The sequence below is a fragment of the Lysobacter lycopersici genome, assembly GCF_007556775.1.
In the GTDB taxonomy this organism is placed as follows: domain Bacteria; phylum Pseudomonadota; class Gammaproteobacteria; order Xanthomonadales; family Xanthomonadaceae; genus Pseudoluteimonas; species Pseudoluteimonas lycopersici.
The window spans coordinates 1,076,418-1,095,545 of the sequence record NZ_CP041742.1; the positions used below are offsets into that span (position 1 = coordinate 1,076,418).

The 19,128-nt window shown below is 67.5% G+C and carries 18 protein-coding genes; 7 read left to right on the top strand and 11 right to left on the bottom strand.

All coding sequences use genetic code 11. The annotated features are described in order from the left end of the window. Positions 1 to 58: 58 nt before the first annotated feature. Positions 59 to 2,101 (top strand): M13 family metallopeptidase, encoded by a 2,043-nt coding sequence (locus tag FNZ56_RS05425; protein WP_143878862.1) that lies wholly within the window; start codon positions 59 to 61, stop codon positions 2,099 to 2,101. A 140-nt stretch (positions 2,102 to 2,241) separates the two neighbouring features. After that, positions 2,242 to 4,260: a M13-type metalloendopeptidase gene (locus FNZ56_RS05430; protein ID WP_143878863.1), complete on the top strand. Its 2,019-nt coding sequence runs from the start codon at positions 2,242 to 2,244 to the stop codon at positions 4,258 to 4,260. 79 nt (positions 4,261 to 4,339) lie between these two features. Here FNZ56_RS05430 and FNZ56_RS05435 read toward each other — a convergent pair whose 3' ends face one another. Both FNZ56_RS05435 and FNZ56_RS05440 read right to left on the bottom strand, forming a co-directional pair. Next, the gene (locus tag FNZ56_RS05435; RefSeq protein WP_143878864.1) at positions 4,340 to 4,645 is read right to left on the bottom strand and encodes a hypothetical protein; all 306 of its coding nucleotides are present in this window, start codon (positions 4,643 to 4,645) and stop codon (positions 4,340 to 4,342) included. 44 nt (positions 4,646 to 4,689) lie between these two features. Next, the gene (locus FNZ56_RS05440; RefSeq protein WP_143878865.1) at positions 4,690 to 5,343 is read right to left on the bottom strand and encodes a rhomboid family intramembrane serine protease; all 654 of its coding nucleotides are present in this window, start codon (positions 5,341 to 5,343) and stop codon (positions 4,690 to 4,692) included. Positions 5,344 to 5,381: 38 nt separating this feature from the next. On the opposite strand from FNZ56_RS05440, the gene FNZ56_RS05445 reads away from it, so the two are divergent. Then, the gene (locus tag FNZ56_RS05445; protein WP_143878866.1) at positions 5,382 to 6,011 is read left to right on the top strand and encodes a 2OG-Fe(II) oxygenase; all 630 of its coding nucleotides are present in this window, start codon (positions 5,382 to 5,384) and stop codon (positions 6,009 to 6,011) included. 119 nt (positions 6,012 to 6,130) lie between these two features. On the opposite strand, the gene FNZ56_RS05450 is transcribed toward FNZ56_RS05445, so the two are convergent. After that, positions 6,131 to 6,460, bottom strand: coding sequence for an MGMT family protein (locus tag FNZ56_RS05450; RefSeq protein WP_143878867.1), 330 nt, complete (start codon positions 6,458 to 6,460; stop codon positions 6,131 to 6,133). A gap of 42 nt (positions 6,461 to 6,502) precedes the next feature. Between FNZ56_RS05450 and FNZ56_RS05455 the strand changes: the two genes are divergently transcribed. Continuing rightward, on the top strand, positions 6,503 to 6,913 hold the full coding sequence (locus FNZ56_RS05455; RefSeq protein ID WP_143878868.1) for a hypothetical protein: 411 nt from the start codon (positions 6,503 to 6,505) through the stop codon (positions 6,911 to 6,913). Positions 6,914 to 6,976: 63 nt separating this feature from the next. On the opposite strand, the gene FNZ56_RS05460 is transcribed toward FNZ56_RS05455, so the two are convergent. Both FNZ56_RS05460 and FNZ56_RS05465 read right to left on the bottom strand, forming a co-directional pair. Next, positions 6,977 to 8,101: an inorganic phosphate transporter gene (locus tag FNZ56_RS05460; RefSeq protein ID WP_143878869.1), complete on the bottom strand. Its 1,125-nt coding sequence runs from the start codon at positions 8,099 to 8,101 to the stop codon at positions 6,977 to 6,979. Positions 8,102 to 8,113: 12 nt separating this feature from the next. Further along, the gene (locus tag FNZ56_RS05465) at positions 8,114 to 8,740 is read right to left on the bottom strand and encodes a DUF47 domain-containing protein (protein WP_143878870.1); all 627 of its coding nucleotides are present in this window, start codon (positions 8,738 to 8,740) and stop codon (positions 8,114 to 8,116) included. Between the two features lie 224 nt (positions 8,741 to 8,964). Between FNZ56_RS05465 and FNZ56_RS05470 the strand changes: the two genes are divergently transcribed. Next, on the top strand, positions 8,965 to 10,275 hold the full coding sequence (locus tag FNZ56_RS05470) for a hemolysin family protein (protein WP_143878871.1): 1,311 nt from the start codon (positions 8,965 to 8,967) through the stop codon (positions 10,273 to 10,275). After that, complete coding sequence (locus FNZ56_RS05475; RefSeq protein ID WP_143878872.1) at positions 10,259 to 10,909, top strand: exopolysaccharide biosynthesis protein; 651 nt, start codon at positions 10,259 to 10,261, stop codon at positions 10,907 to 10,909. The genes FNZ56_RS05470 and FNZ56_RS05475 overlap by 17 nt, the downstream gene beginning before the upstream one ends. Here FNZ56_RS05475 and FNZ56_RS05480 read toward each other — a convergent pair. The 3 genes from FNZ56_RS05480 to FNZ56_RS05490 all read right to left on the bottom strand — a co-directional run bounded on the left by FNZ56_RS05480 (position 10,906) and on the right by FNZ56_RS05490 (position 14,811). Continuing rightward, the gene (locus FNZ56_RS05480; RefSeq protein WP_143878873.1) at positions 10,906 to 13,047 is read right to left on the bottom strand and encodes a putative bifunctional diguanylate cyclase/phosphodiesterase; all 2,142 of its coding nucleotides are present in this window, start codon (positions 13,045 to 13,047) and stop codon (positions 10,906 to 10,908) included. The genes FNZ56_RS05475 and FNZ56_RS05480 overlap by 4 nt on opposite strands. After that, on the bottom strand, positions 13,044 to 13,961 hold the full coding sequence (locus tag FNZ56_RS05485) for a phosphate/phosphite/phosphonate ABC transporter substrate-binding protein (RefSeq protein ID WP_143878874.1): 918 nt from the start codon (positions 13,959 to 13,961) through the stop codon (positions 13,044 to 13,046). The genes FNZ56_RS05480 and FNZ56_RS05485 overlap by 4 nt, the downstream gene beginning before the upstream one ends. Before the next feature lie 70 nt (positions 13,962 to 14,031). Continuing rightward, complete coding sequence (locus FNZ56_RS05490; protein WP_143878875.1) at positions 14,032 to 14,811, bottom strand: RNA methyltransferase; 780 nt, start codon at positions 14,809 to 14,811, stop codon at positions 14,032 to 14,034. Positions 14,812 to 14,897: 86 nt separating this feature from the next. Between FNZ56_RS05490 and FNZ56_RS05495 the strand changes: the two genes are divergently transcribed. After that, the gene (locus FNZ56_RS05495; protein ID WP_143878876.1) at positions 14,898 to 15,731 is read left to right on the top strand and encodes an inositol monophosphatase family protein; all 834 of its coding nucleotides are present in this window, start codon (positions 14,898 to 14,900) and stop codon (positions 15,729 to 15,731) included. A 130-nt stretch (positions 15,732 to 15,861) separates the two neighbouring features. Here the strand turns inward: FNZ56_RS05495 and secF are convergent, their stop codons facing one another. The 3 genes from secF to yajC are packed head-to-tail and all read right to left on the bottom strand — an operon-like array spanning position 15,862 to position 19,104. Then, positions 15,862 to 16,827, bottom strand: coding sequence for a protein translocase subunit SecF (gene secF / locus FNZ56_RS05500; RefSeq protein ID WP_143878877.1), 966 nt, complete (start codon positions 16,825 to 16,827; stop codon positions 15,862 to 15,864). 17 nt (positions 16,828 to 16,844) lie between these two features. Then, positions 16,845 to 18,698 (bottom strand): protein translocase subunit SecD, encoded by a 1,854-nt coding sequence (secD, locus tag FNZ56_RS05505; RefSeq protein WP_143878878.1) that lies wholly within the window; start codon positions 18,696 to 18,698, stop codon positions 16,845 to 16,847. 52 nt (positions 18,699 to 18,750) lie between these two features. Continuing rightward, the gene (gene yajC, locus FNZ56_RS05510; protein ID WP_143878879.1) at positions 18,751 to 19,104 is read right to left on the bottom strand and encodes a preprotein translocase subunit YajC; all 354 of its coding nucleotides are present in this window, start codon (positions 19,102 to 19,104) and stop codon (positions 18,751 to 18,753) included. Between the last annotated feature and the right edge of the window lie 24 nt (positions 19,105 to 19,128).

Below are 19,128 nucleotides of genomic sequence, written 5' to 3' on the forward strand. Positions count from 1 at the left end.
TGCCGACGACGCGCCGCGGCGCACAGACTCGGGGTTTCGCCATCCGCCGGAGACGCCCGTGACCGCTTCCCGACCGCAAGCCCTGGCCATCGCCCTCGCCGCCTCGCTCGCCGTCGGCGGCGCGCACGCGGCCAAGCCCGCATCGGTATTCGACGTCAAACAGCTCGACCTGGGCGTTTCCGCCTGCCAGGACTTCAACGCCTACGCCAACGGCAAGTGGATCGCGGCGAATCCGATTCCGGCCGACCGCACGCGCTGGGGCGCGTTCGACGAATTGCGCGAACAAAGCCTCGCCGCACAGCACAAGATCGCCGATGCGGCGAACGCGAATGCGGACAAGGCGAAGGCCGGTTCGATCGAACAGAAGATCGGCTGGTTCTATCGATCCGGCATGGACGAGGCCGCGATCGACAAGGCCGGCTTCGACCCGATCAAGCCGGATCTCGATGCGATTTCGAAACTCGACGACACCGCCGGCATCGTCGCCTGGCTCGGCACCGCCTATGCGAATGGCGAAGGCCAGGGTTTCCGCTTCGGTTCCGGTACCGATTACCAGGACGCGCGCAAGCAGATCGCGTTCGCCAACCAGGGCGGCCTCGGCCTGCCGACGCCCGACTACTACACGCTGGACGAGAACAAGGACATCCGCGCGGCCTACGTCGCCTATATCGCCAAGCTGTTCGAATTGACCGGCGTTCCGGCGGCGGATGCGAAGGCCAAGGCCGACGGCATCCTCGCGTTCGAAACGCGGCTGGCCAAGGCCTCGCTGTCGCGCGTCGAATTGCGCGACCCGAAGAACCGCTACCACTTCATGAGCGTGGCCGAAGCGGATGCGATCACCCCGCACCTCGACTGGGCCGCCTTCTTCAAGGCCACGAATGTCCCCGTGGCCGACGGATTCTCGCTGTCGCAACCGAAGTTCTTCGCCGAATTCGACAAGATGCTCGCCGACGTGCCGGCGGCGCAGTGGCGCGACTACTTCGCCTTCCACGCCATCGACGGCGCATCGCCGTACCTGTCCAAGCCGTTCCAGGACGCGAATTTCGATTTCTACGGCAAGACCCTCAACGGCCAACCCGAGCAGCGCGCGCGATGGAAGCGCGTGCTCGACGCGGTCAACGACGGCATGGGCGAGGCGCTCGGCCAGCTGTACGTGAAGGACTATTTCCCGCCGCAGGCCAAGGCGCGCGCGCAGCAGCTTGTCGACAACGTGCGCAACGCGCTCAAGGCGCGGATCGAAGGCCTCGACTGGATGAGCGACGAAACCAAGGCCAGGGCGCTGGAGAAATGGCAGGCGTTCCTGCCCAAGATCGGCTACCCGGACAAGTGGCGCGGCTGGGACGGCCTTTCGATTTCGCCGACCGACTATTTCGCCAACGTGCGCGCGGCCAACCGCTTCGACAACCGCTACGACCTCGACAAGATCGGCAAGCCGACCGACCGCCAAGAGTGGAACATGACGCCGCAGACGGTGAACGCCTACTACAGCTCCGGCACCAACACGATCAACTTCCCGGCCGCGATCCTGCAACCGCCGTTCTTCTACGCCAATGGCGACGACGCGATCAACTACGGCGGCATCGGCGCGGTGATCGGCCACGAATCCGGCCACGGCTTCGACGACAGCGGCAGCCAGTTCGACGGCGACGGCAACAACGTCAACTGGTGGACGCAGGCCGACCGCGACGCCTTCGACGCGCGCACCGCGAAGCTCGCCGCGCAGTTCGACGCCTATGCGCCGCTGGCCTCGCAGCCGGACAAGCACGTCAACGGCAAGCTGACCATGGGCGAGAACATCGGCGACCTCGGCGGGCTCAACTTCGCCTACGACGCGCTGCAAGCCGCGGATGGCGGCAAGAAGGACCCGATGATCGACGGCCTGAGCCGCGACCAGCGCTTCTTCCTCAGCTGGGCCCGGGTGTGGCGCGGCAACATCCGCGACAAGGCGCAGCTGGTGCTGCTCAACACCGATCCGCACGCGCCGGCGAAGTTCCGCGCGATCGGCGCGCCCTCGAACATGCCGGCGTTCGCGGCCGCATTCCAGTGCAAGGCCGGCGATGCGATGGTGCGCCCGGACGATGCGCGCGTGGAAATCTGGTAGTCCGCCCGGCCTGCGTTCCTGCGGAGGCCCGGCATGCCCGGGCCTTCGTTTTTCCGCTGCCATGGGCACATGTCGCGTTCATCGGCCCGCGTCCCGGCCTTGCTAGACTCCGGGCTCCCTTTTCCGCGACGGAATCGCCCATGCCCGCAGCCCGACCGCTCGTCGTCTCCCTCGGCCTCGCCCTCGCCACCACCCTCGTCGCCGGCACCGCCGATGCGGCGAAGAAGAAGCGCGGCAGCAGTCCGGCGAAATCGACGACGAGCAGCGCCTGCAGCGATTACTACGCGTCGGTGAACAAGGCGTGGATGGATGCGAATCCCGCCGATCCGGCGAGCGGCGAAACCTCCGTGCTCGGGCAGTTGAACGCGCTGGCGCGGCAGCAGCAGATCGACCTGCTGAACGCAGCGATGCAGTCGCCGCAGACCGCGAACCAGAAGCTGCTTGGCGATTTCTGGGCCAGCGGCCTCGACGAGGCCTCGGTGGAAGCGAACGGCGCGAATCCGATCGCGCCGCTGCTCAAGCGCATCGACGGCATCCGCCGCGACCGCGACATCGCGCCGGCGATCGCCGCGCTGCACCAGGTCGGCATCCCGGTCGCGTTCGACTTCGCCGCCGACATCGACCTCTCCGATCCGAACCGCTACATCGGCTACTTCACCCAGGGCGGCCTCGGCCTGCACGACCCCGCGTTCTACACGCGCACCGACGCCGACGCGCGCGCGCTGATGGCGCGCTATGCCGACTACGTGCGCAAGATACTGACCCTCGCCGGCACCAAGCCGGAGAAGCTCGAGGCGGACGCAGGCGCGGTCGTCGCCATCGAAACCGCCATCGCCCAGGCCTCGCGCCCGCAGCAGGCGATGCAGGATCCGCGCAGCAACTACGCATTGGTCGAAATCGGTGGACTGAAGAAGCAATACCCGCACCTGCAGCTGGCCGATTTCCTGGCTGCGCAAGGGGTGAAGGACACCCGCGTCTCGCTGGCGAACACGCAGTTGTTCGCGCAACTCGATTCGATGGTCGATGCCTACAAGCCCGATGCGTGGAAAGCCTACCTGCGCTACCAGGTCGGCGCGGCGATGGCGCCCTACCTGTCCAAGGCGTGGCGCGACGTCGATTTCGATTTCCGTGGCCGCGTGCTGCGCGGGGAACTCGCGCCGCGTTCGCGCCAGCAACTGGTGCTGGACGCGATCAACCAGGCCGGCGGCCCGATCCTCGCCAGCGAATACGTCGCGAAATACCTGCCGCTGGCCACGCGCGCCCGCGCCGAAGCCGTCGCCGACGCCGTGCGCGACGCGATGTCGAGCGCGATCGACGGCAACACGTGGATGAGCGCGGAAGCGAAAACCGAAGCCAAGGCCAAGCTGGCGAAATTGAAGATCGAGATCGGCGCGCCGGCGCACGATCCGGCCTTCGACGTGAAGCCGCTGGGGCGCGGCAACTTCGGCGACGACATGCTCATCGCCTCGACCTGGCGGCACACGGTGGAAATGCGCCGCATCGGCCTCAACGACGGCCAACGTCGCTGGGACGTGCTGCCGCAGCAGCCTTCGGTCGGCTACGACCCGATGAAGAACCACCTCGTCGTCACCGCCGCCGCGCTGCAGGCGCCGATCCTCGACATGACCGCCGATCCGCGCGAGCACTACGGCGCGTTCGGCGCGCTGATCGGCCACGAGCTGACGCATGCGTTCGATGCCAAGGGCCACCTGGTCGATGCCTCGTTCGCGATACGCGACTGGTGGACGCCGGCCGACACCGCGGCATGGAATGCGCGCACCGCGCAGATCGTCGAGCAGTTCAACGGTTATCGTTATCCGGAGCTGACCAGCAACGTCAACGGCAGCATGACCGCGACCGAGAACCTCGCCGACGTGGCCGGGCTCGAGCTGGCGTGGAATGCGCTTGCGACGACGCAGGGCGGCACGCTGACCAGTACGGAGAAGCAGAAGTTCTTCGACGGCTGGGCCAAGTTGTGGCCGCAGCACATGACCGCCGAGGGTGCCGCGCGCCTCGCGGCTTCGGACCAGCACGCACCGGGCGTGTGGCGCACCAACGGCCCGCTCGCGAACCTGCCCGCCTTCGGCGAGAGCTTCAAGTGCAAGGCCGGCGGTTCGATGCAGTTGCCGGAGTCGAAGCAGACGAAGGTTTGGCGTTGACGCATCGACACCGACCGGACAACAAAAAAGCCCCGCGATGCGGGGCTTTTTATTTTTCGTCATTCCTTGGGGATGACATTCATTCCGAAAACAGCGCCATCAGCAGCCAGCAGACGACGAAAACCACTGGCGTCGTATAAAAGAAGAAGCGAGCAACGCCAATCTTTCTTTTCACATCTTCCGGAAAATCGTCTCGCGGCAATGAATTGTCCAACATCAATTCGACTGTCGCGATGGAATTTTTCCACCCGAGCGACTCCGCTAGCTTGCCAACCTTTCCGAAGTCCTCGAACAGCACACGGACAGCCCTGAGGGCACGTCTCGCAAAGTAAATGTAAAGCGCCACATATCCCACCGCAGGCCAGTAGAAAACATGTGCATGCATCGACTTCTTCCTACAGCCAAGCCTGACCGCCGTCCCCGGAGACTCTACCGCACGATCCTCGGCCTCGGCGGTCCGCGCCGGCCGAACGGCGGTTGCCCTCGCCAGTAGCGGATCATCAACCAGCCGAACAACATGCCGCCGAGGTGCGCGAAATGCGCCACGCCCGGCTGCAGGCCGGTGAAGCCCATCAGCAATTCAATTGCGCCGTACACGATCACCAGCGTCCGCGCCTTCATCGGGATCGGCGGGATCAGCAGCATGACGCGCTGGTTCGGGAACAACATCCCGTACGCGAGCAGCAGGCCGAACACGCCACCGGATGCCCCCATCGTGGCCCCGATTCCACCGGTGTTTGCAGCCATCCATGAAGTCAGCAGCAACTGGCAGATGCCTGCGCCGACAACGCAAACCATGTAGTAGTTGAAGAACCTCTTCTCGCCCCATGTGTATTCCAGCGGCGCGCCGAACATGAAAAGCGCCAGCATGTTGAAGGCGATATGCGCGAAGTTGGTCGGATCGTGCAGGAAGGCGTAGGTGACCAATTGCCAGGGTCGAAACCACTGCATGTCGCTGCCGGCGACATACGGCCATAGCTCGAGAAATGCGTATCGCTGCTCGCCCAGGGCCAACTGAAGGCAGAAGCAGACGATGTTCGCGATCAGCAATCCCTTGGTGACGCGAGGCAGGTTGAACGGCATGCAGGTCGTTCCGTGATGAGCGCGCCTATGATACCGGCATGCCGTGCAGCGACTTTTCACCCATCCCCGACATCGCCACCGGCGACCACGACGCGCTCGCGGACGCGCTGGCCACGCGCGGCACCTGCCGCATCCTCGGCCTGCCAGATGCCGATTCGACCCACGCCTTGCGCGAGGACCTGTTGCGCCTGACCGACGCCGGCGAACTCTCGCCCGCGGCGACCGGCCGTGGCGAGGGTCGTGCCTTGCAACCCACGCTGCGCGGCGACCGCACGCTGTGGCTGGACGATGCGCGTTGCGGCGCGGCGACCGGCGCCTTCCTCGCCTCGCTCGATGCACTGCGCGTCGCCTTGAACGAACGCCTGTTCCTCGGTCTCGCCGAAGTCGAAGCGCACTACGCGCGCTACGCGCCGGGCACCGGCTACGCGCGCCACCGCGACCGTTTCCGCGACAGCGATGCGCGCGTGATCTCGCTGGTCGCCTACCTCAACGACGACTGGAACATCGACGACGGCGGCGCATTGCGCCTGCACCTCGACGGTGGCGCAATCGACATTCCACCGCTGGGCGGCACCGCGGTCTGCTTCCGCAGCGAAATCGAACACGAGGTGTTGCCCGCGGCGTGCGAGCGATTGAGCATCGCCGCGTGGTTCCGCCGTCGTCCTTGATCCTTGCGGCTTTTGTGGGAGCGGGTTGAACAGCCATCCGGCTGTTAAAAGCGCCAGCCGCGACGGGAGTTCAAAATCAAAATGGATCCCGGCTTTCGCCGGGATGACGGCATCGAGGCCTACATCCCCCACACCTGCTCGTCGATGCTCGCATCCGCGCGCGGCATGCGCACGCGGCCATCGCGCACGTCCACGCCTTCGGCTCGCAACCGCTTCGCCTGTTCCTTGAATCCGCGCGACCCCGGCGGGAACGCGATGCGCCCGTCCGAACGCAGGATGCGGTGCCACGGCAGGCCGGGATCCTCGTTGCCGCTCAGCACGCGCGCCACCATGCGTGCGCGGCCGGGCAGCCCTGCACGGCGCGCGATATGGCCGTAACCGGCGACTTCGCCACGCGGAACGGCGCGGATCGCGGCTAGGATGCGCTCGATGGCGGACGCGGGTTCCATCTGCGGTTAGCATAGCCGCATCGTTCCCCCGGACGTCATTCAATGCAGAACTTCGAACAGGTTCGCGGCCACCTCGCCGCCAGCGGCTACCGCATCTCCATGCAGGAACCCTACGTGGTGTGCGTGGAACTCTCGCTCGACGGCGGCAAGCGCCACCAGGCGATCTTCCTGTCCGAACTGCAGGACGACGACGAACGCGCCTACCTGCGCGCGAGCACGGTGATCGCGCCGACCACCGGCATCGACGGCAAGCGCGCGCTCGCGTTCAACTGGGAAAGCCGCGTCGGCTACCTCGCCATCGGCGAACTCGACGGCGTGCCCTACCTGCAACTGTGCGAGAACCGCCCCTACGACAGCCTCGACGCCGCCGAAATCGATCGCCTCATCCTCGAGATCGGCGGCATGGGCGACCGCCTCGAGCACGTGCTCTCGGCCGGCGGGGATTTGTTGTAGGGCGGGTCTCGACCCGCCGTTGGGAAACGCTGATTGCGCGGAAATGGCGGGTTAAAACCCGCCCTACGCCCAACCGGCGACTTCGATCAACTTGTACAGCCCGTAGGCGACGCCGCCGGCGGCGGGGATCGTCAGTATCCATGCCCAGACGATGCGCTCGATCACGCCGAGCTTGAGCGCGCGCGGGTTCTTGGCGAAGCCCACGCCCATGATCACGGTGGAAACCGTGTGCGTGGTCGAGACCGGCATGCCGAAATGCGCAGCCGCCATCAGCACCGTGGCCGAACTCGTATCGACCGCGAAACCGTCCAGCGGATGCAGTTTCACCATCTTGTGGCCGAGCGTCTTGATGATGCGCCAGCCACCGGAGGCGGTGCCCGCGGCCATCACCAGCGCGCAGGTGACGACGATCCAGGTCGCGACGTCCTTCTCGCCCGCGCCCGCCGCCGGATGCAGGAAGGCCAGCCACGCCGGAAGGTCGTTGAAGGCGCCCGCGGCCTGCGCGCCGAACAGCGTCAGCGCGATCACGCCCATGGTCTTCTGCGCATCGTTGTGGCCGTGCGCGTAACCCATGTACGCGGCGGAAACGATCTGCAGCTTGCCGAAGATCGCGTTGATCCAGCGCGGTCGCGCGAGGCGCTTGAGCGGGCCTCCGGCGCGTTCCATGCCCGAGATCAGCGCCCATAGCAGCACCATCAGCAACACCCCGAGCACGAAGCCGACCAGCGGCGAGGTGACCATCGGGAAGAACACCTTCCAGACCAGGCCCTTGTTGTGCGCCCAGTCGCCGACGTTCTGCGCCCAGATCAGCGAATGCCAGTCGTTGTGCGAAGCCGACAGCGCCGCGCCGCACAGACCGCCGATCAGCGCGTGCGAGGACGACGACGGCAGGCCGAACCACCAGGTCAGCAGGTTCCAGGCGATGGCGCCGGACAGCGCGCACAGCACCAATTGCGAAGTCGCTTCGACGACGTCGGTGTTGACGATGCCGGTGGCGATCGTCGCCGCGACCGCGGTGCCGGTGAGCGCGCCGACCAGGTTCATGATCGCGGCCAGGATCACCGCCTGCCCCGGCGTCAGCACCTTGGTCGCGACCGAGGCGGCGATGGAGTTGGCGGTGTCGTGGAAGCCGTTGATGAACTCGAAGACGAGCGCGACCGCCACGACCACCAGCACGAGGGTCAGCATGGCTGCGGCGCCTTACGAATTCTTCAGCACGATCTGGTAGGCGACCACGCCGGCCTCGCGGCAGCGGTCGATGGCCTTCTCGAGGATTTCGAAGAACTCCTTGAGCAGGAACATCTCGCCCGCGTCGAGGCGGCCGGAATAGATGTCGCGGTGCAGTTCCAGGATCAGGCGGTCGGCCTCGGCCTCGAGCACGCGCAGGCGCTCGTTGAGCTTGCTCATTTCCTCGAGCCGCATCAGCCGCAGTTCGCCGACCATCTCCACCACCACGCCGGCGGCCTTCTCCAGCATCGCCGCGCGCGGGGCGAAATCGATGCCGTCGAGCCGGTGGCGGGCCAGCGCGAAGCGGTCGGCGAAGCGCTCGACCTGCTTGGGGATCTTGTACAGCGCCGAGGACAGCGATTCGATGTCCTCGCGCTCGATCGGGGTGATGAAGCTGTCGACCAGCGCCTTGCCGATCTTGTCGGAGGCAACGCGCTCGCGCTGGCGCGCCAGCTTGAACGCGTCCAGGCCCATGTTGCGGCCCGGGTCCTTGAGCATTTCGTACAGCGCCTTGGTGCTGTCGTGCGCGGCCACGGCGGCCTCGTCGAGCAGGATGAAGAACTGCTTTCCGGAACCGAAGATGGTCTGGAGTGAAAACATGGCGGGGCCCCGGGTTGCAAAACGATGGCAAGCCTATGGCCGAATTATGACGGTTTCGTGACCCCGCGGCCGCCCGGGCCGTCCGCGCGGGCCGGTGGCGGCACCTTGCTATGATGGCGCTGCGCCCCCGCGCACCCTATGGACGACGACATCCTCCCGCCGCCCCGCCGCCCCGCCGCCCCGCCGGCCAGCGCCACCCGCCTGCCTGGACAGGACAGCCGCGCATGCTGCAGCTGCTGATCGTCCTGTTGCTGGTGCTGTGCAACGCCTTCTTCGCCATGTCCGAGATGGCGGTGATGACTTCGCGCAAGATCCGGCTCAAGCAGATGGCCGCGCACAGCCGCGGCGCGCGCAAGGCCCTGTCGCTGGCCGAGCACCCAGAAAGCTTCCTGTCCGCGGTGCAGCTGTGGATCACCCTGCTCAGCCTGCTCACCGGCTACTTCGGCGGCGAATCCATGGGCGGCAAGATCGCGGAACCGCTCGCGCGGATCGACTGGCTGGCGCCGTATGCCGACCGGATCGGCTTCGTTGCCGGTTTCCTGATCATGCTGTTCCTGTTCGGCCTGGTCGGCGAACTGGTGCCCAAGCGCATCGGCACGCTGCGCCCGGAACAGATCGCCTCGGCGGTCGCCTATCCGATGGATTTCTTTGCGCGCGCGGCCAAGCCCTTCGTGGTCGCGCTGTCCTGGTGCACGCGCACGGTGATGCGCGCGATCGGCCTGGGTCAGGGCGATGCCGCGCACGTGACCGAGGAGGAAATCCGCCTGCTGGTGAGCGAAAGCCACGAGCAGGGCCTGATCGACGACGACGAACGCAACATGATGAACCGGGTCATGCGCCTGGGCGACCGCACCGCCGAAAGCCTGATGACGCCGCGCACCCGCATCGTCTGGCTCGACGCCGGCGCCGCGTTCGAGGAAAACCTCGCCGAGATGCGCGCCACGCCCTACTCGCGCTACCCGGTCTACCGCGACAGCGACGCCGACGTGCTCGGCGTGCTCGAAGTGAAATCGCTGCTCGACCGACTCGACGACCGCGAGCCGGACCTGTTCCGCGAACTGCGCCCGGCGGTGTTCGTCTCCGAATCCACGCACGCGCTGAAATTGCTCGAGATTTTCCGCGAGGAACAGCAGTCGCTGGCGCTGGTGGTGGACGAATACGGCGACGTCACCGGCATGGTCACGGTGAACGATTTGATGGGCGCGGTGGTCGGGCGCATCCAGTCCGGCGAGAACCAGGACAACGACCCGCTGGTGGTGGAACGCGACGACGGCTCGCTGCTGGTCGACGGCGGCCTGCCGGTGGAGGAACTGCGCGAACTGCTCGGCGGCGGTGCGCTGCCCGACGAGGACGAGCACGATTTCCACACCGCCGCGGGCATGCTGATCGCGCATTTCGGCCGCATCCCGCGCGTCGGCGAGCACTTCGACTGGAACGGATGGCGGATCGAGGTCGTCGACCTCGACGGGCCGCGCATCGACAAGCTGCTGCTCGAACGCATCGCGCAGGACGCGCGCCATGTCGAAGACGCCTGATCCGCGTCCGCGCGGACAGCGCACGCGGGAGCACGGCACCCGCGCGATCCTCGATCGCTTCGCCGACGGCGATCCGTCGCAAACCCTGCGCCTCGACGAACTGCTGTCCGGGCTCGGGCGTCGCGCGTTCGGCATGCTGCTGTTCGTGGCGTCGCTGCCGGCGTTCATCCCGATACCCGGCGGCGGCGCGATCGCCGGCCCGCTGATCGTGCTGATCGGCCTGCAGTTGCTGGTCGGATTGAGGCGGCCGTGGCTGCCGGGCTTCCTCGCCCGCCGCGGCCCGCGCCGCGAGGCGATGGCGCGCTTCGACCGCCGCCTGTCGCCGTGGCTGGCGCGACTCGAACACCTGATCCGCCCGCGCATGGCGTGGGTTCTCGATCATCGCGCGGCGGCCACGTTCACCGGGCTGTTGCTGGTGCTGCTCGGCGCGGTGACCTCGCTGCCGCTGCCGTTCACCAATTTCCTGTTCGGCGCGATGGCGCTGATGTTCGCGCTCGCGCTGCTGGAGCGCGATGGCGCGCTGATGCTGCTGGCATGGCTGGCGACCGGTGTCGCGGTCGCGGTCTCCGGCGTGCTCTCGGGAACGCTCGCCACGCAGGCGCTGCACTGGCTGCAGTCGCTGGGGAGTTCCTAGGGGCCAATGTTCCCCTGCCGCCGCAGCAGGGCGGCGAATTCGGCCGCGGCGACGGGATGGCCCAGCCAGAAACCTTGGGCGAGGTCGCAGCCGCGTTCGCGCAGCAGCGCGTACTGGCCTTCCTGTTCAACGCCCTCGGCGACCACGGTCATGCCCAGCGAATGCGCCATCGCGATGATCGCGGTCGCGAGCGCGAGGTCGTCCGGGTCGTCGAGCACGTCGGCGATGAAGCTGCGGTCGATCTTCACCCCGTCCACCGCCATCCGCCGCAGGTGGCTGAGTCCGGAGAAGCCGGTGCCGAAATCGTCCAGCCACACCCGCACGCCGAGTTCGCGCAGCGAGGCCAGCACGCCGCGCGCGCGCGGCTCGTCGCCGATCACCGCGGTCTCGGTCAGTTCCAGGTGCAGGAATTCCGGCGGCAGGGTCGAGGTCTTCAGCGCGCCGGCGACCAGTTCCGTGAGCGTGCTGTTGCGCAACTGCCACGGCGAGACGTTGACCGACACGAACGGCGGCGCCCCCGGCGACAGCGGCAGCCACTGCGCTGCGTCCTGGATCGCCTGCCGCAGCACCTCGCCGCCGATTTCCTCGATCAGCCCGCGCTGCTCGGCCACGTCCACGAACACCGTCGGCGCGACGTCGCCGTGCTCGGGATGGCGCCAGCGCAGCAGCGCCTCAGCGCCGACCAGCCTGCGGTCCGCGAGGTCGTACACGGGCTGGTAGACCAGCCCGAGCTCGCCGCGGCCCCAGGCGCCGTGCAGGTCCTGCTCGAGGCGCATGCGCCGCGCCACCGCCTGTTCCATCGTGCGGTTGTAGAAGCGGTAGCAGTTCTTGCCCGCGACCTTCGCCTGGTACATGGCGATGTCGGCGTTCTTCATCAGCGTGGTGCTGTCGGCGGCGTCATCGGGGAACACCGTGATGCCGATCGACGTGCCGAGGAACACGTCGCGACCCTGCATCGCGATCGGCCTGCCGATCTCGGCGACGACGCGCGCGCCCAGGCGCGCCGCCGCCTCGCGCGCATCGCCGGATTCGAACTGCACCATCACCACGAACTCGTCGCCGCCCAGCCGCGCCACCTGCGCCGCCTCGCCGGACTGCTCGCGCACGACCACGCGGATGCGTTCGGCGAAGGCGACCAGCGCCTCGTCCCCCGCGTCGTGGCCGAGGGTGTCGTTGACGCGCTTGAAATCGTCGATGTCGGCGAACAGCAAGGCCAGTTGCCGGCCACTGCCGCGCATCGTGGTCAGGCCGGCATCGAGCATCTCGCGGAACGCGAGCCGGTTGGCCAGCCCGGTCAACGGATCGGTATAGGCCATGCGCCGGGTATCGCGGTCGTGGCGCGCGATCGCGGTGCCCATGCGCCGGAACGAACGCATCAACTCGCCGATCTCGTCGTTGCGGCCGCTGTCGGCGATGCTGGTGTCGTAATTGCCGCGTTCGATGTCCTGGGCGGCGAGCGCCAGCGAACGGACCGGCGCGATCAACAGGCGTTGCACCATCAACCCGACGATGGCCGCGAGCAGCAGCAACAGGCCGAGGATGCCGCCCATGAACGCGACATGGCGGGAATTGATTTCGCTCAACCGCTCGCCGAGCCGCTTCGACGACGAGGCCTCCGCCGCGCGCAGCCCGGCCAGCGAATAGCCGACGCGCAGGCCGCCGATGCGTTCCTGGCCGAGGCGCAGCGGGGCCGAGACCTCGAGTACGTCGTCGGTCTGCTGCACGTGCACGCCGTCCGCGGCCCTGGCCTCGTAGGCGAGCGGGTCGCGCATCGGCTGGCCGAAAGTCGGGATGTCGACCGAGCCGTCGTGGAGCACGTTGCCGTCGCCGTCGTAGACGATCACGTAGCGCACGTTCGGCTGCTGCAGCAGCGCGCGCGCGGTGCGCCCGATCGCGTCGAGGTCGAAGTAGTACACCGGGTTCACCAGCGAATCCGCCGCCTGCGACACCGTGCTTTCGCCGCGGCTGCGCAGGCTGCCCGACACCATCTGGTGGATCTCGTTGCCGCTCTGCGCGAGGATTTCGCCCTGGGTTGCGTTCTGGCGCAACAGCAGCACGCCCAGCGCCGCCGCGACCAGCGCCAGGGAGATCGCGACGAGGGCGAGGAACTTGGCCTGCAGTCCGAACAGTGGCTTCATTCCACCTGGTCCTTGACCCGCAGCACGCCGCGCTGCAGTTCGTGCAGGGCGCGCATCGAATCCGCGTCGATGGGCGCGAAGCCGGTGGTCTGGAAGTATTGCGCCAGCGCGGTGCCCGCGTCGGGATCGGCGGCGGCATCGAGCAACAGTTGGCGCAGGCGCTCGCGGATGCGTTCGTCGAGCGAGCCGCGCACCATCTCCAGCGCGCGCGGATAGTCAGGCGTGGTGCCGATGACCTCCAGGTCGGGGCGGAACGCTGGCGTCACCAGTTGCGGGTTGTCCCAGTCGATGCTGCTGACCGCGCCGACGTCGACCAGGCCCTTCTGCACCCAGGTGACGATATTGCGTTCCGAACCCGCGAACAGGTAGCCGACATCGCCGCGCCCCGGCCTGTCGCGCGGCGACAGCAGCAACGTCAGCGGCAGGTCGCGCTGCAGCAGTTGCATCGCGGGCACGAAGTAGGCCGTCGTCGACGAGGTGTTCTGGAAGGCGATGCTGTGCCCGCGCATCCCGTCGATGCCGTCGATGCCGGAACCGCGCCGGGCGAAGAACACGGTGTGGTAGGTGTTGCGGCCGAAACGCTCGGTGAGCAGCAACGGGGTCGCCCCGGCGCGCGCTTCAAGCCACATGCCGCTGGCCGAAGTCTCGCTGACCCAGTCGACGCGGCCGCGGCGCAGGTAGCTGCCCATCTGCTGCAGGTTCTGCGCCATCAGGATCTCGCCCTTGCGGATGCCGAGGTCAGCCATGCGCGGGACGATGTAGTCGAGCAGCGGCTTGAGCTGTTCGTAATGGCTCTTGGGGTCGTCGCTGATGCGGCCGAGCACGAGCACGTGCGGATCGTCGCTGGATGCAGCCGCGGGCTTCGCCCAGCACGCCAGCAGGCAGCCAAGCAAGGCGAGGACTCGAAGGGACATTCGGCTGTTCGGCGTTCGCGGCGAAGACAGCCGCGAGCCTAGCGGAAAGCCGGCGCGGGCGCGAGGACGCTCAACGCCCGGACGCAAGCCGGGCCATGCGCTGGGCATCGGCGAGCACGCCGCGCAGCAGGCGCACCTCGCGTTCGTTCAGGCCGGTGCGCAGGAACAGCCTCCGCAGCTTGCGCATCGCCGATTCCGGCGCGCGACCCTTGTGGAAGTCGATCGCGTCCAGCGTGTCGGCCAGTTGCGCGAAGAGTCCCTCGAGCTGGGCATGGGTCGCGGGCGGATCGCCTTCCTCGCCCTCCCCGTCCGCTGGCTCGGCCGCGAGCATCGCCATGCGCAGTTCGTAGGCCAGCACCTGCACCGCAGCGGCCAGGTTCAGCGAGCTGTAGTCGGGATTGGCCGGGATATGCACCGCCGCGTGGCAGAGCTGCAGTTCGGCGTTGTCGAGGCCGGTGCGCTCGCGCCCGAACAGCAATGCGACCTCGCCGCCCGCCCGCGCGGTGTCCACCGCCTGCGCCGCGGCCTCGCGCGGCGACAGCATCGGCAGGGCGATGCGGCGGTCGCGCGCGGTGCAGCCGAGCACCAGCCGGCAATCGGCCACGGCTTCGGCGGGATCGCCGAGCACGCGCGCGGCTTCGAGCACGTCACCGGCCCCGGCGGCGAGCGCATCGGCCTCGACATGCGGGAATCGCTCGGGCGCGACCAGCACCAGCCGCGACAGGCCCATGGTCTTCAGCGCGCGCGCGGCGGAACCGATGTTGCCCGGGTGCTGGGTGCCGACCAGCACCATGCGCACGCGCCCGAATACGGCATCAACGGCTGGAATTGCGTTCGAATCGTCGCTCATGCCGCGAATGGTAAACTCCGCGCCCCGGCCCCCGCGCCGGCCTGCTCTTTTCCCTCGCCCGCCGCCCCTCCACGAGGTCCGTTCCCATGCAGAAGCCTGCCGTCACGCTCATGGTCAAGGCGGCCCGCGCCGGCGGCAGCGTGCTGCTGCGGAACATGCACAAGCTCGACGCACTGAACGTGGTCGAGAAGCAGCGCATGGACTACGCCAGCGAAGTGGACGGTCTGGCCGAGGAAGCGATCGTCAAGGAACTGCGCAAGGCCGGCCCCGAATACGCGGTGCTCGGCGAGGAAGGCGGGCACCAGCCCGCGCGTGGCGGCAAGAAGGCGAAGTTCACCTGGGTCATCGATCCGCTCGACGGCACCAGCAACTACCTGCGCGGCATCCCGCACTGGTGCGTGTCCATCGCCCTGGTCGACAACGGCGAACCGGTTCACGGCGTGGTGTTCGATCCGCTGCGCAACGAATTGTTCGTCGCCTCGCGTGGTTCGGGCGCGGTGCTCGACGACCGCCGCCTGCGCGTGGCCGAACGCCGCGACCTGGAAGGCGCCCTGCTCTGCACCGGCTTCCCTCCGCGCGAACGCGCGCGCGCCAAACCGCAGCTCGATTGTCTGAACGCATTGCTGGAACAGGCCGAGGACGTGCGCCGCACGGGCTCCGCCGCGCTCGACCTGGCCTATGTCGCCTGCGGCCGCTTCGACGGTTATTTCGAAGCCGGCGTGCAGCCCTGGGATATCGCCGCCGGGGTGCTGCTGGTGCGCGAGGCCGGTGGCCGCGTCTGCGATTTCCGCGGCGCCGCGTTGTCGCGCATGGACATCGCCGAGGCGCGCGGCCGCCAGGTCGTCGCCGGCAACGTCAAGCTGGTCGAACCCTTGCAGAAGACCATCGTCTCCAGCGGTTACGCCAAGGCGTTCGATTGATCGCTTCCCTCTCCCCTTGTGGGAGAGGGTGCCCGAAGGGCGGGAGAGGGTTCGGCACGCATTCCACCCCTCTCCCGATGCGCTTGCGCGCATCGACCTCTCCCTCAAGGGGAGAGGTGACAAGCAAAATTCAAGGCCGGCGCGCCAGCGCCTCCACGTCCTTCGCCTTCGGCATCAGGTCCTGCTTGGTGACAGCGAACGGCCGCACCGCCAGCATCGGCACCGCGACCACGACCGAGGACACCACGACGATGACCGCGCCGATCATGTGCGTCTCGGCGAGGCCCTGCATCGATTCGCCGCCATACAGGTACAGCGCCCACGCCGACAGGAAGAACATCACCGCGGTGATGATGGTGCGCGACAGGGTCTGGTTGATCGACTTGTTCAGCACTTCCAGAGGTTGCGCGCGCATGCCGCGGAAGTTCTCGCGCACGCGATCGAACACCACGATGATGTCGTTGATCGCGAAGCCCATCACCGACAGCAGGCCGGCGAGCACCGTGAGGTCGAACTCGCGGCCGGTCGCGGACACGTAGGCCACGGTCACGATCAGGTCGAGGAAGGCGGTGATCGAGGCCACGATCGCGAACTTCAATTCGAACCGGAACGCGATGTAGCCGAGGAATCCGACCAGCATGAAGATGGTCGCGTACAAGCCGTTCCAGGCCAGGTCCTTGCCGACCTGCGGGCCCACGAACTCGGTGCGCAGCAGGTGCGCCGGGTTCTCCGGCGTGCCGATCGCCTTGACCACGATGTTCGCCACCGTCTTGTCGCCGTCGGCGTTGTTGTGCTCGCCCTGCGGCTGCAGGCGGATCATCACGTCGTTGCCGCCGCCGAAGGTCTGCACCTCGGCGTGGCCGTAGCCGATCGCATCGAGCTGCTTGCGCACCGCGTCGACGTCGAGGGTCTTGTCGAATCGCGCCTCGACCACGGTGCCGCCGGTGAATTCCAGGGCGTAGTTGAAGCCCTTGAGGCCGATGATCGCCAGCGACGCGACGAACGCCAGCAGCGCCAGCGCCAGCGTGAACCTGCGCCAGCGCATGAAGTCGATGTTGGTGTCGTTCGGGATGAGGTGGAGCGGAAACAGTTTCATCGATGCGTTCCAGCCGGTCAGATGGCGACGGTCTTGAGGTTCTTGCGACGGCCGTACAGCAGCGTGGCGATCGCGCGGGAAACCGTGATCGCGGTGAACATCGACGCGAAGATGCCGATGATCATGGTCATGGCGAAGCCCTGCAGCGGGCCGGTGCCGAACACGAACAACGCGACGCCGACGATCAGGCCGGTGAGGTTGGCGTCCATGATGGTGCCGCCGGCGCGCTCGTAGCCGTGCTGGATCGCGGTCTTGGGCGGCATGCCGTGCCGGAGTTCCTCGCGGATGCGCTCGTTGATCAGCACGTTCGCGTCCACCGACAGGCCGACCGACAGCGCCAGGCCGGCGAAGCCCGGCAACGTCATCGTCGCGCCGAACATCGACATTACCGCGACCACGATCAGCAGGTTGAGCAGCAGCGCGATCGAGGTGATCACGCCGAACATGCGGTAGTAGATGGTGAAGAACGCCAGCGTGAACAGGAACGCGTAGACCACCGCGGTGATGCCGCGGCGCACGTTCTCGGCGCCGAGGCTGGGACCGATGACGCGTTCCTCGACGAAGTCCATCGGCGCGGCCAGCGAACCGGCGCGCAGCAGCTTGGCGAGGTTGTCGGCCTCGACCTTCTCCAGGCCGGTGGTCTGGAAATTCTTGCCGAACACGCCGGCGACCCGCGTCGGCGACAACGCTTCCTCGCGGACCTTGACGCTGCGCACTTCCTGTCCGTCGACCACGGTCACGGTCGGGATGCGTTCGATGTACACCACCGACATCAGCTTGCCGACGTTGTTGCTGGTGAAGTCGAACATGCGCTGGCCGGCGGCGCTGTTGAGGGTGATGTCCACCGCCGGCAGGCCGTTCTGGTCGGTGCCGACCTTCGCGTTGACCATCTGGTCGCCGGAAGCGAGCACGCGCTTGCTGAGCAGCAACGGCTGGTTGGTGTCGCGGACGTGGTAGAGCTTGGCTTCCGGCGGCACGCGGCCGGTGCGCTGGGCATCCTGTGCGTCGCCGTCCACGACGGCGCGGAACTCCAGCGTCGCGGTCGCGCCGATCAGGCGCTTGGCCTCGGCGGTGTCCTGCACGCCCGGGAGCTGCACGACCACGCGGTCCTCGCCCTGGCGCTGGATGATGGGTTCGGCCACGTGCAATTCGTTGACGCGGTTGCGCAGGGTGGTGATGTTCTGTTCGATCGCGTCGGCGCCGATCTTCCTCAGCTCGGCGTCGGGGATCGTGACCACGATGCGGCCGTCGCTGGCATCGACCACGAGGGTGGGCTGCGACTGCGCGATCGCATTGCGCGCCTCGTCCAGCGCATCGCCGCCGACGGACTGGCCCAGCGTGGCGACGATGGTGTTGCCCGGCTGCACCTGCACGCCCTGGTAGGGAATGCGGTTGTCGCGCAGGGTCGCGCGGATGTCCTCGGCGAAGGCATCGACGCGCTTCTGCAGCGCCGCCTTCTGGTCCGCCTGCAGCACGAAGTGCACGCCGCCCTGCAGGTCGAGGCCCAGCACCATCGGTTTGCCGCCGAGGTGCGCCAGCCACGGCGGGACGGTGGACGCCAGGTTCAGCGCGACCGTGTAGTCCTCGCCCAGCGAAGTGCGCAGCAGGTTGTTGGCCTTGTTCTGCTCGTCGAGGTTGGTCATCCGCGCCATGAGGTTGTCGCCCTCGATGGCGACCCCCTTCGGGTGCAGGCCGTCCTTGACCAGCTCGTCGCGCACGCGGGCCACTAGCGCCGCGTCCAGCTTGCCGTTGCGGTTGGCGGTGATCTGGACGGAAGGATCCTTCTGGTAGGCGTTGGGCAGCGCATAGACCACGCCGAGCAGCACCACGGCCAGGATCAGGAAATATTTCCAGCGAGCGAATTCGAGCATCGGGGCATCCCGCGCGGACCCGTCCGGGCCGCGCTTCGGTTGGCGGAACGGATCAGGCCGACTTCAGCGTGCCCTTGGGCAACACGTTGGCGATGGCGGACTTCTGCACGCGGACGCGGACGCCGTCCGCGATCTCGACGCCGACGAAGTGGTCGCCGAGCTCGCGCACCGTGCCGGCGATGCCGCCGTTGGTGATGACTTCGTCGCCGACCGCGAGCTTGCCGAGCATCGCCATGTGTTCCTTCTGCCGCTTCATCTGAGGGCGGATCATCAGGAAGTACATGACGCCGATCAGGATCAGCGGGAACAGCAGGCCGAGGCCGCCCCCGAACAGTCCCCCGGGCGCGGCCTGTCCGGCGGCAGCCTGGGCGTGGGCGGGCGAGATCAGCAGGTCGAGCAGATCCATCATCATTGGTCCAGTACGGAAAAC

Bases quoted from the DNA above. Each gene is read 5' to 3' on its own strand.
- FNZ56_RS05430 (WP_143878863.1), top strand. From the start codon at position 2,242: ATGCCCGCAGCCCGACCGCTCGTCGTCTCCCTCGGCCTCGCCCTCGCC.
- FNZ56_RS05435 (WP_143878864.1), bottom strand. From the start codon at position 4,645: ATGCATGCACATGTTTTCTACTGGCCTGCGGTGGGATATGTGGCGCTT.
- FNZ56_RS05440 (WP_143878865.1), bottom strand. From the start codon at position 5,343: ATGCCGTTCAACCTGCCTCGCGTCACCAAGGGATTGCTGATCGCGAAC.
- FNZ56_RS05445 (WP_143878866.1), top strand. From the start codon at position 5,382: ATGCCGTGCAGCGACTTTTCACCCATCCCCGACATCGCCACCGGCGAC.
- FNZ56_RS05450 (WP_143878867.1), bottom strand. From the start codon at position 6,460: ATGGAACCCGCGTCCGCCATCGAGCGCATCCTAGCCGCGATCCGCGCC.
- FNZ56_RS05455 (WP_143878868.1), top strand. From the start codon at position 6,503: ATGCAGAACTTCGAACAGGTTCGCGGCCACCTCGCCGCCAGCGGCTAC.
- FNZ56_RS05460 (WP_143878869.1), bottom strand. From the start codon at position 8,101: ATGCTGACCCTCGTGCTGGTGGTCGTGGCGGTCGCGCTCGTCTTCGAG.
- FNZ56_RS05465 (WP_143878870.1), bottom strand. From the start codon at position 8,740: ATGTTTTCACTCCAGACCATCTTCGGTTCCGGAAAGCAGTTCTTCATC.
- FNZ56_RS05470 (WP_143878871.1), top strand. From the start codon at position 8,965: ATGCTGCAGCTGCTGATCGTCCTGTTGCTGGTGCTGTGCAACGCCTTC.
- FNZ56_RS05475 (WP_143878872.1), top strand. From the start codon at position 10,259: ATGTCGAAGACGCCTGATCCGCGTCCGCGCGGACAGCGCACGCGGGAG.
- FNZ56_RS05480 (WP_143878873.1), bottom strand. From the start codon at position 13,047: ATGAAGCCACTGTTCGGACTGCAGGCCAAGTTCCTCGCCCTCGTCGCG.
- FNZ56_RS05485 (WP_143878874.1), bottom strand. From the start codon at position 13,961: ATGTCCCTTCGAGTCCTCGCCTTGCTTGGCTGCCTGCTGGCGTGCTGG.
- FNZ56_RS05490 (WP_143878875.1), bottom strand. From the start codon at position 14,811: ATGAGCGACGATTCGAACGCAATTCCAGCCGTTGATGCCGTATTCGGG.
- FNZ56_RS05495 (WP_143878876.1), top strand. From the start codon at position 14,898: ATGCAGAAGCCTGCCGTCACGCTCATGGTCAAGGCGGCCCGCGCCGGC.
- secF (WP_143878877.1), bottom strand. From the start codon at position 16,827: ATGAAACTGTTTCCGCTCCACCTCATCCCGAACGACACCAACATCGAC.
- secD (WP_143878878.1), bottom strand. From the start codon at position 18,698: ATGCTCGAATTCGCTCGCTGGAAATATTTCCTGATCCTGGCCGTGGTG.
- yajC (WP_143878879.1), bottom strand. From the start codon at position 19,104: ATGGATCTGCTCGACCTGCTGATCTCGCCCGCCCACGCCCAGGCTGCC.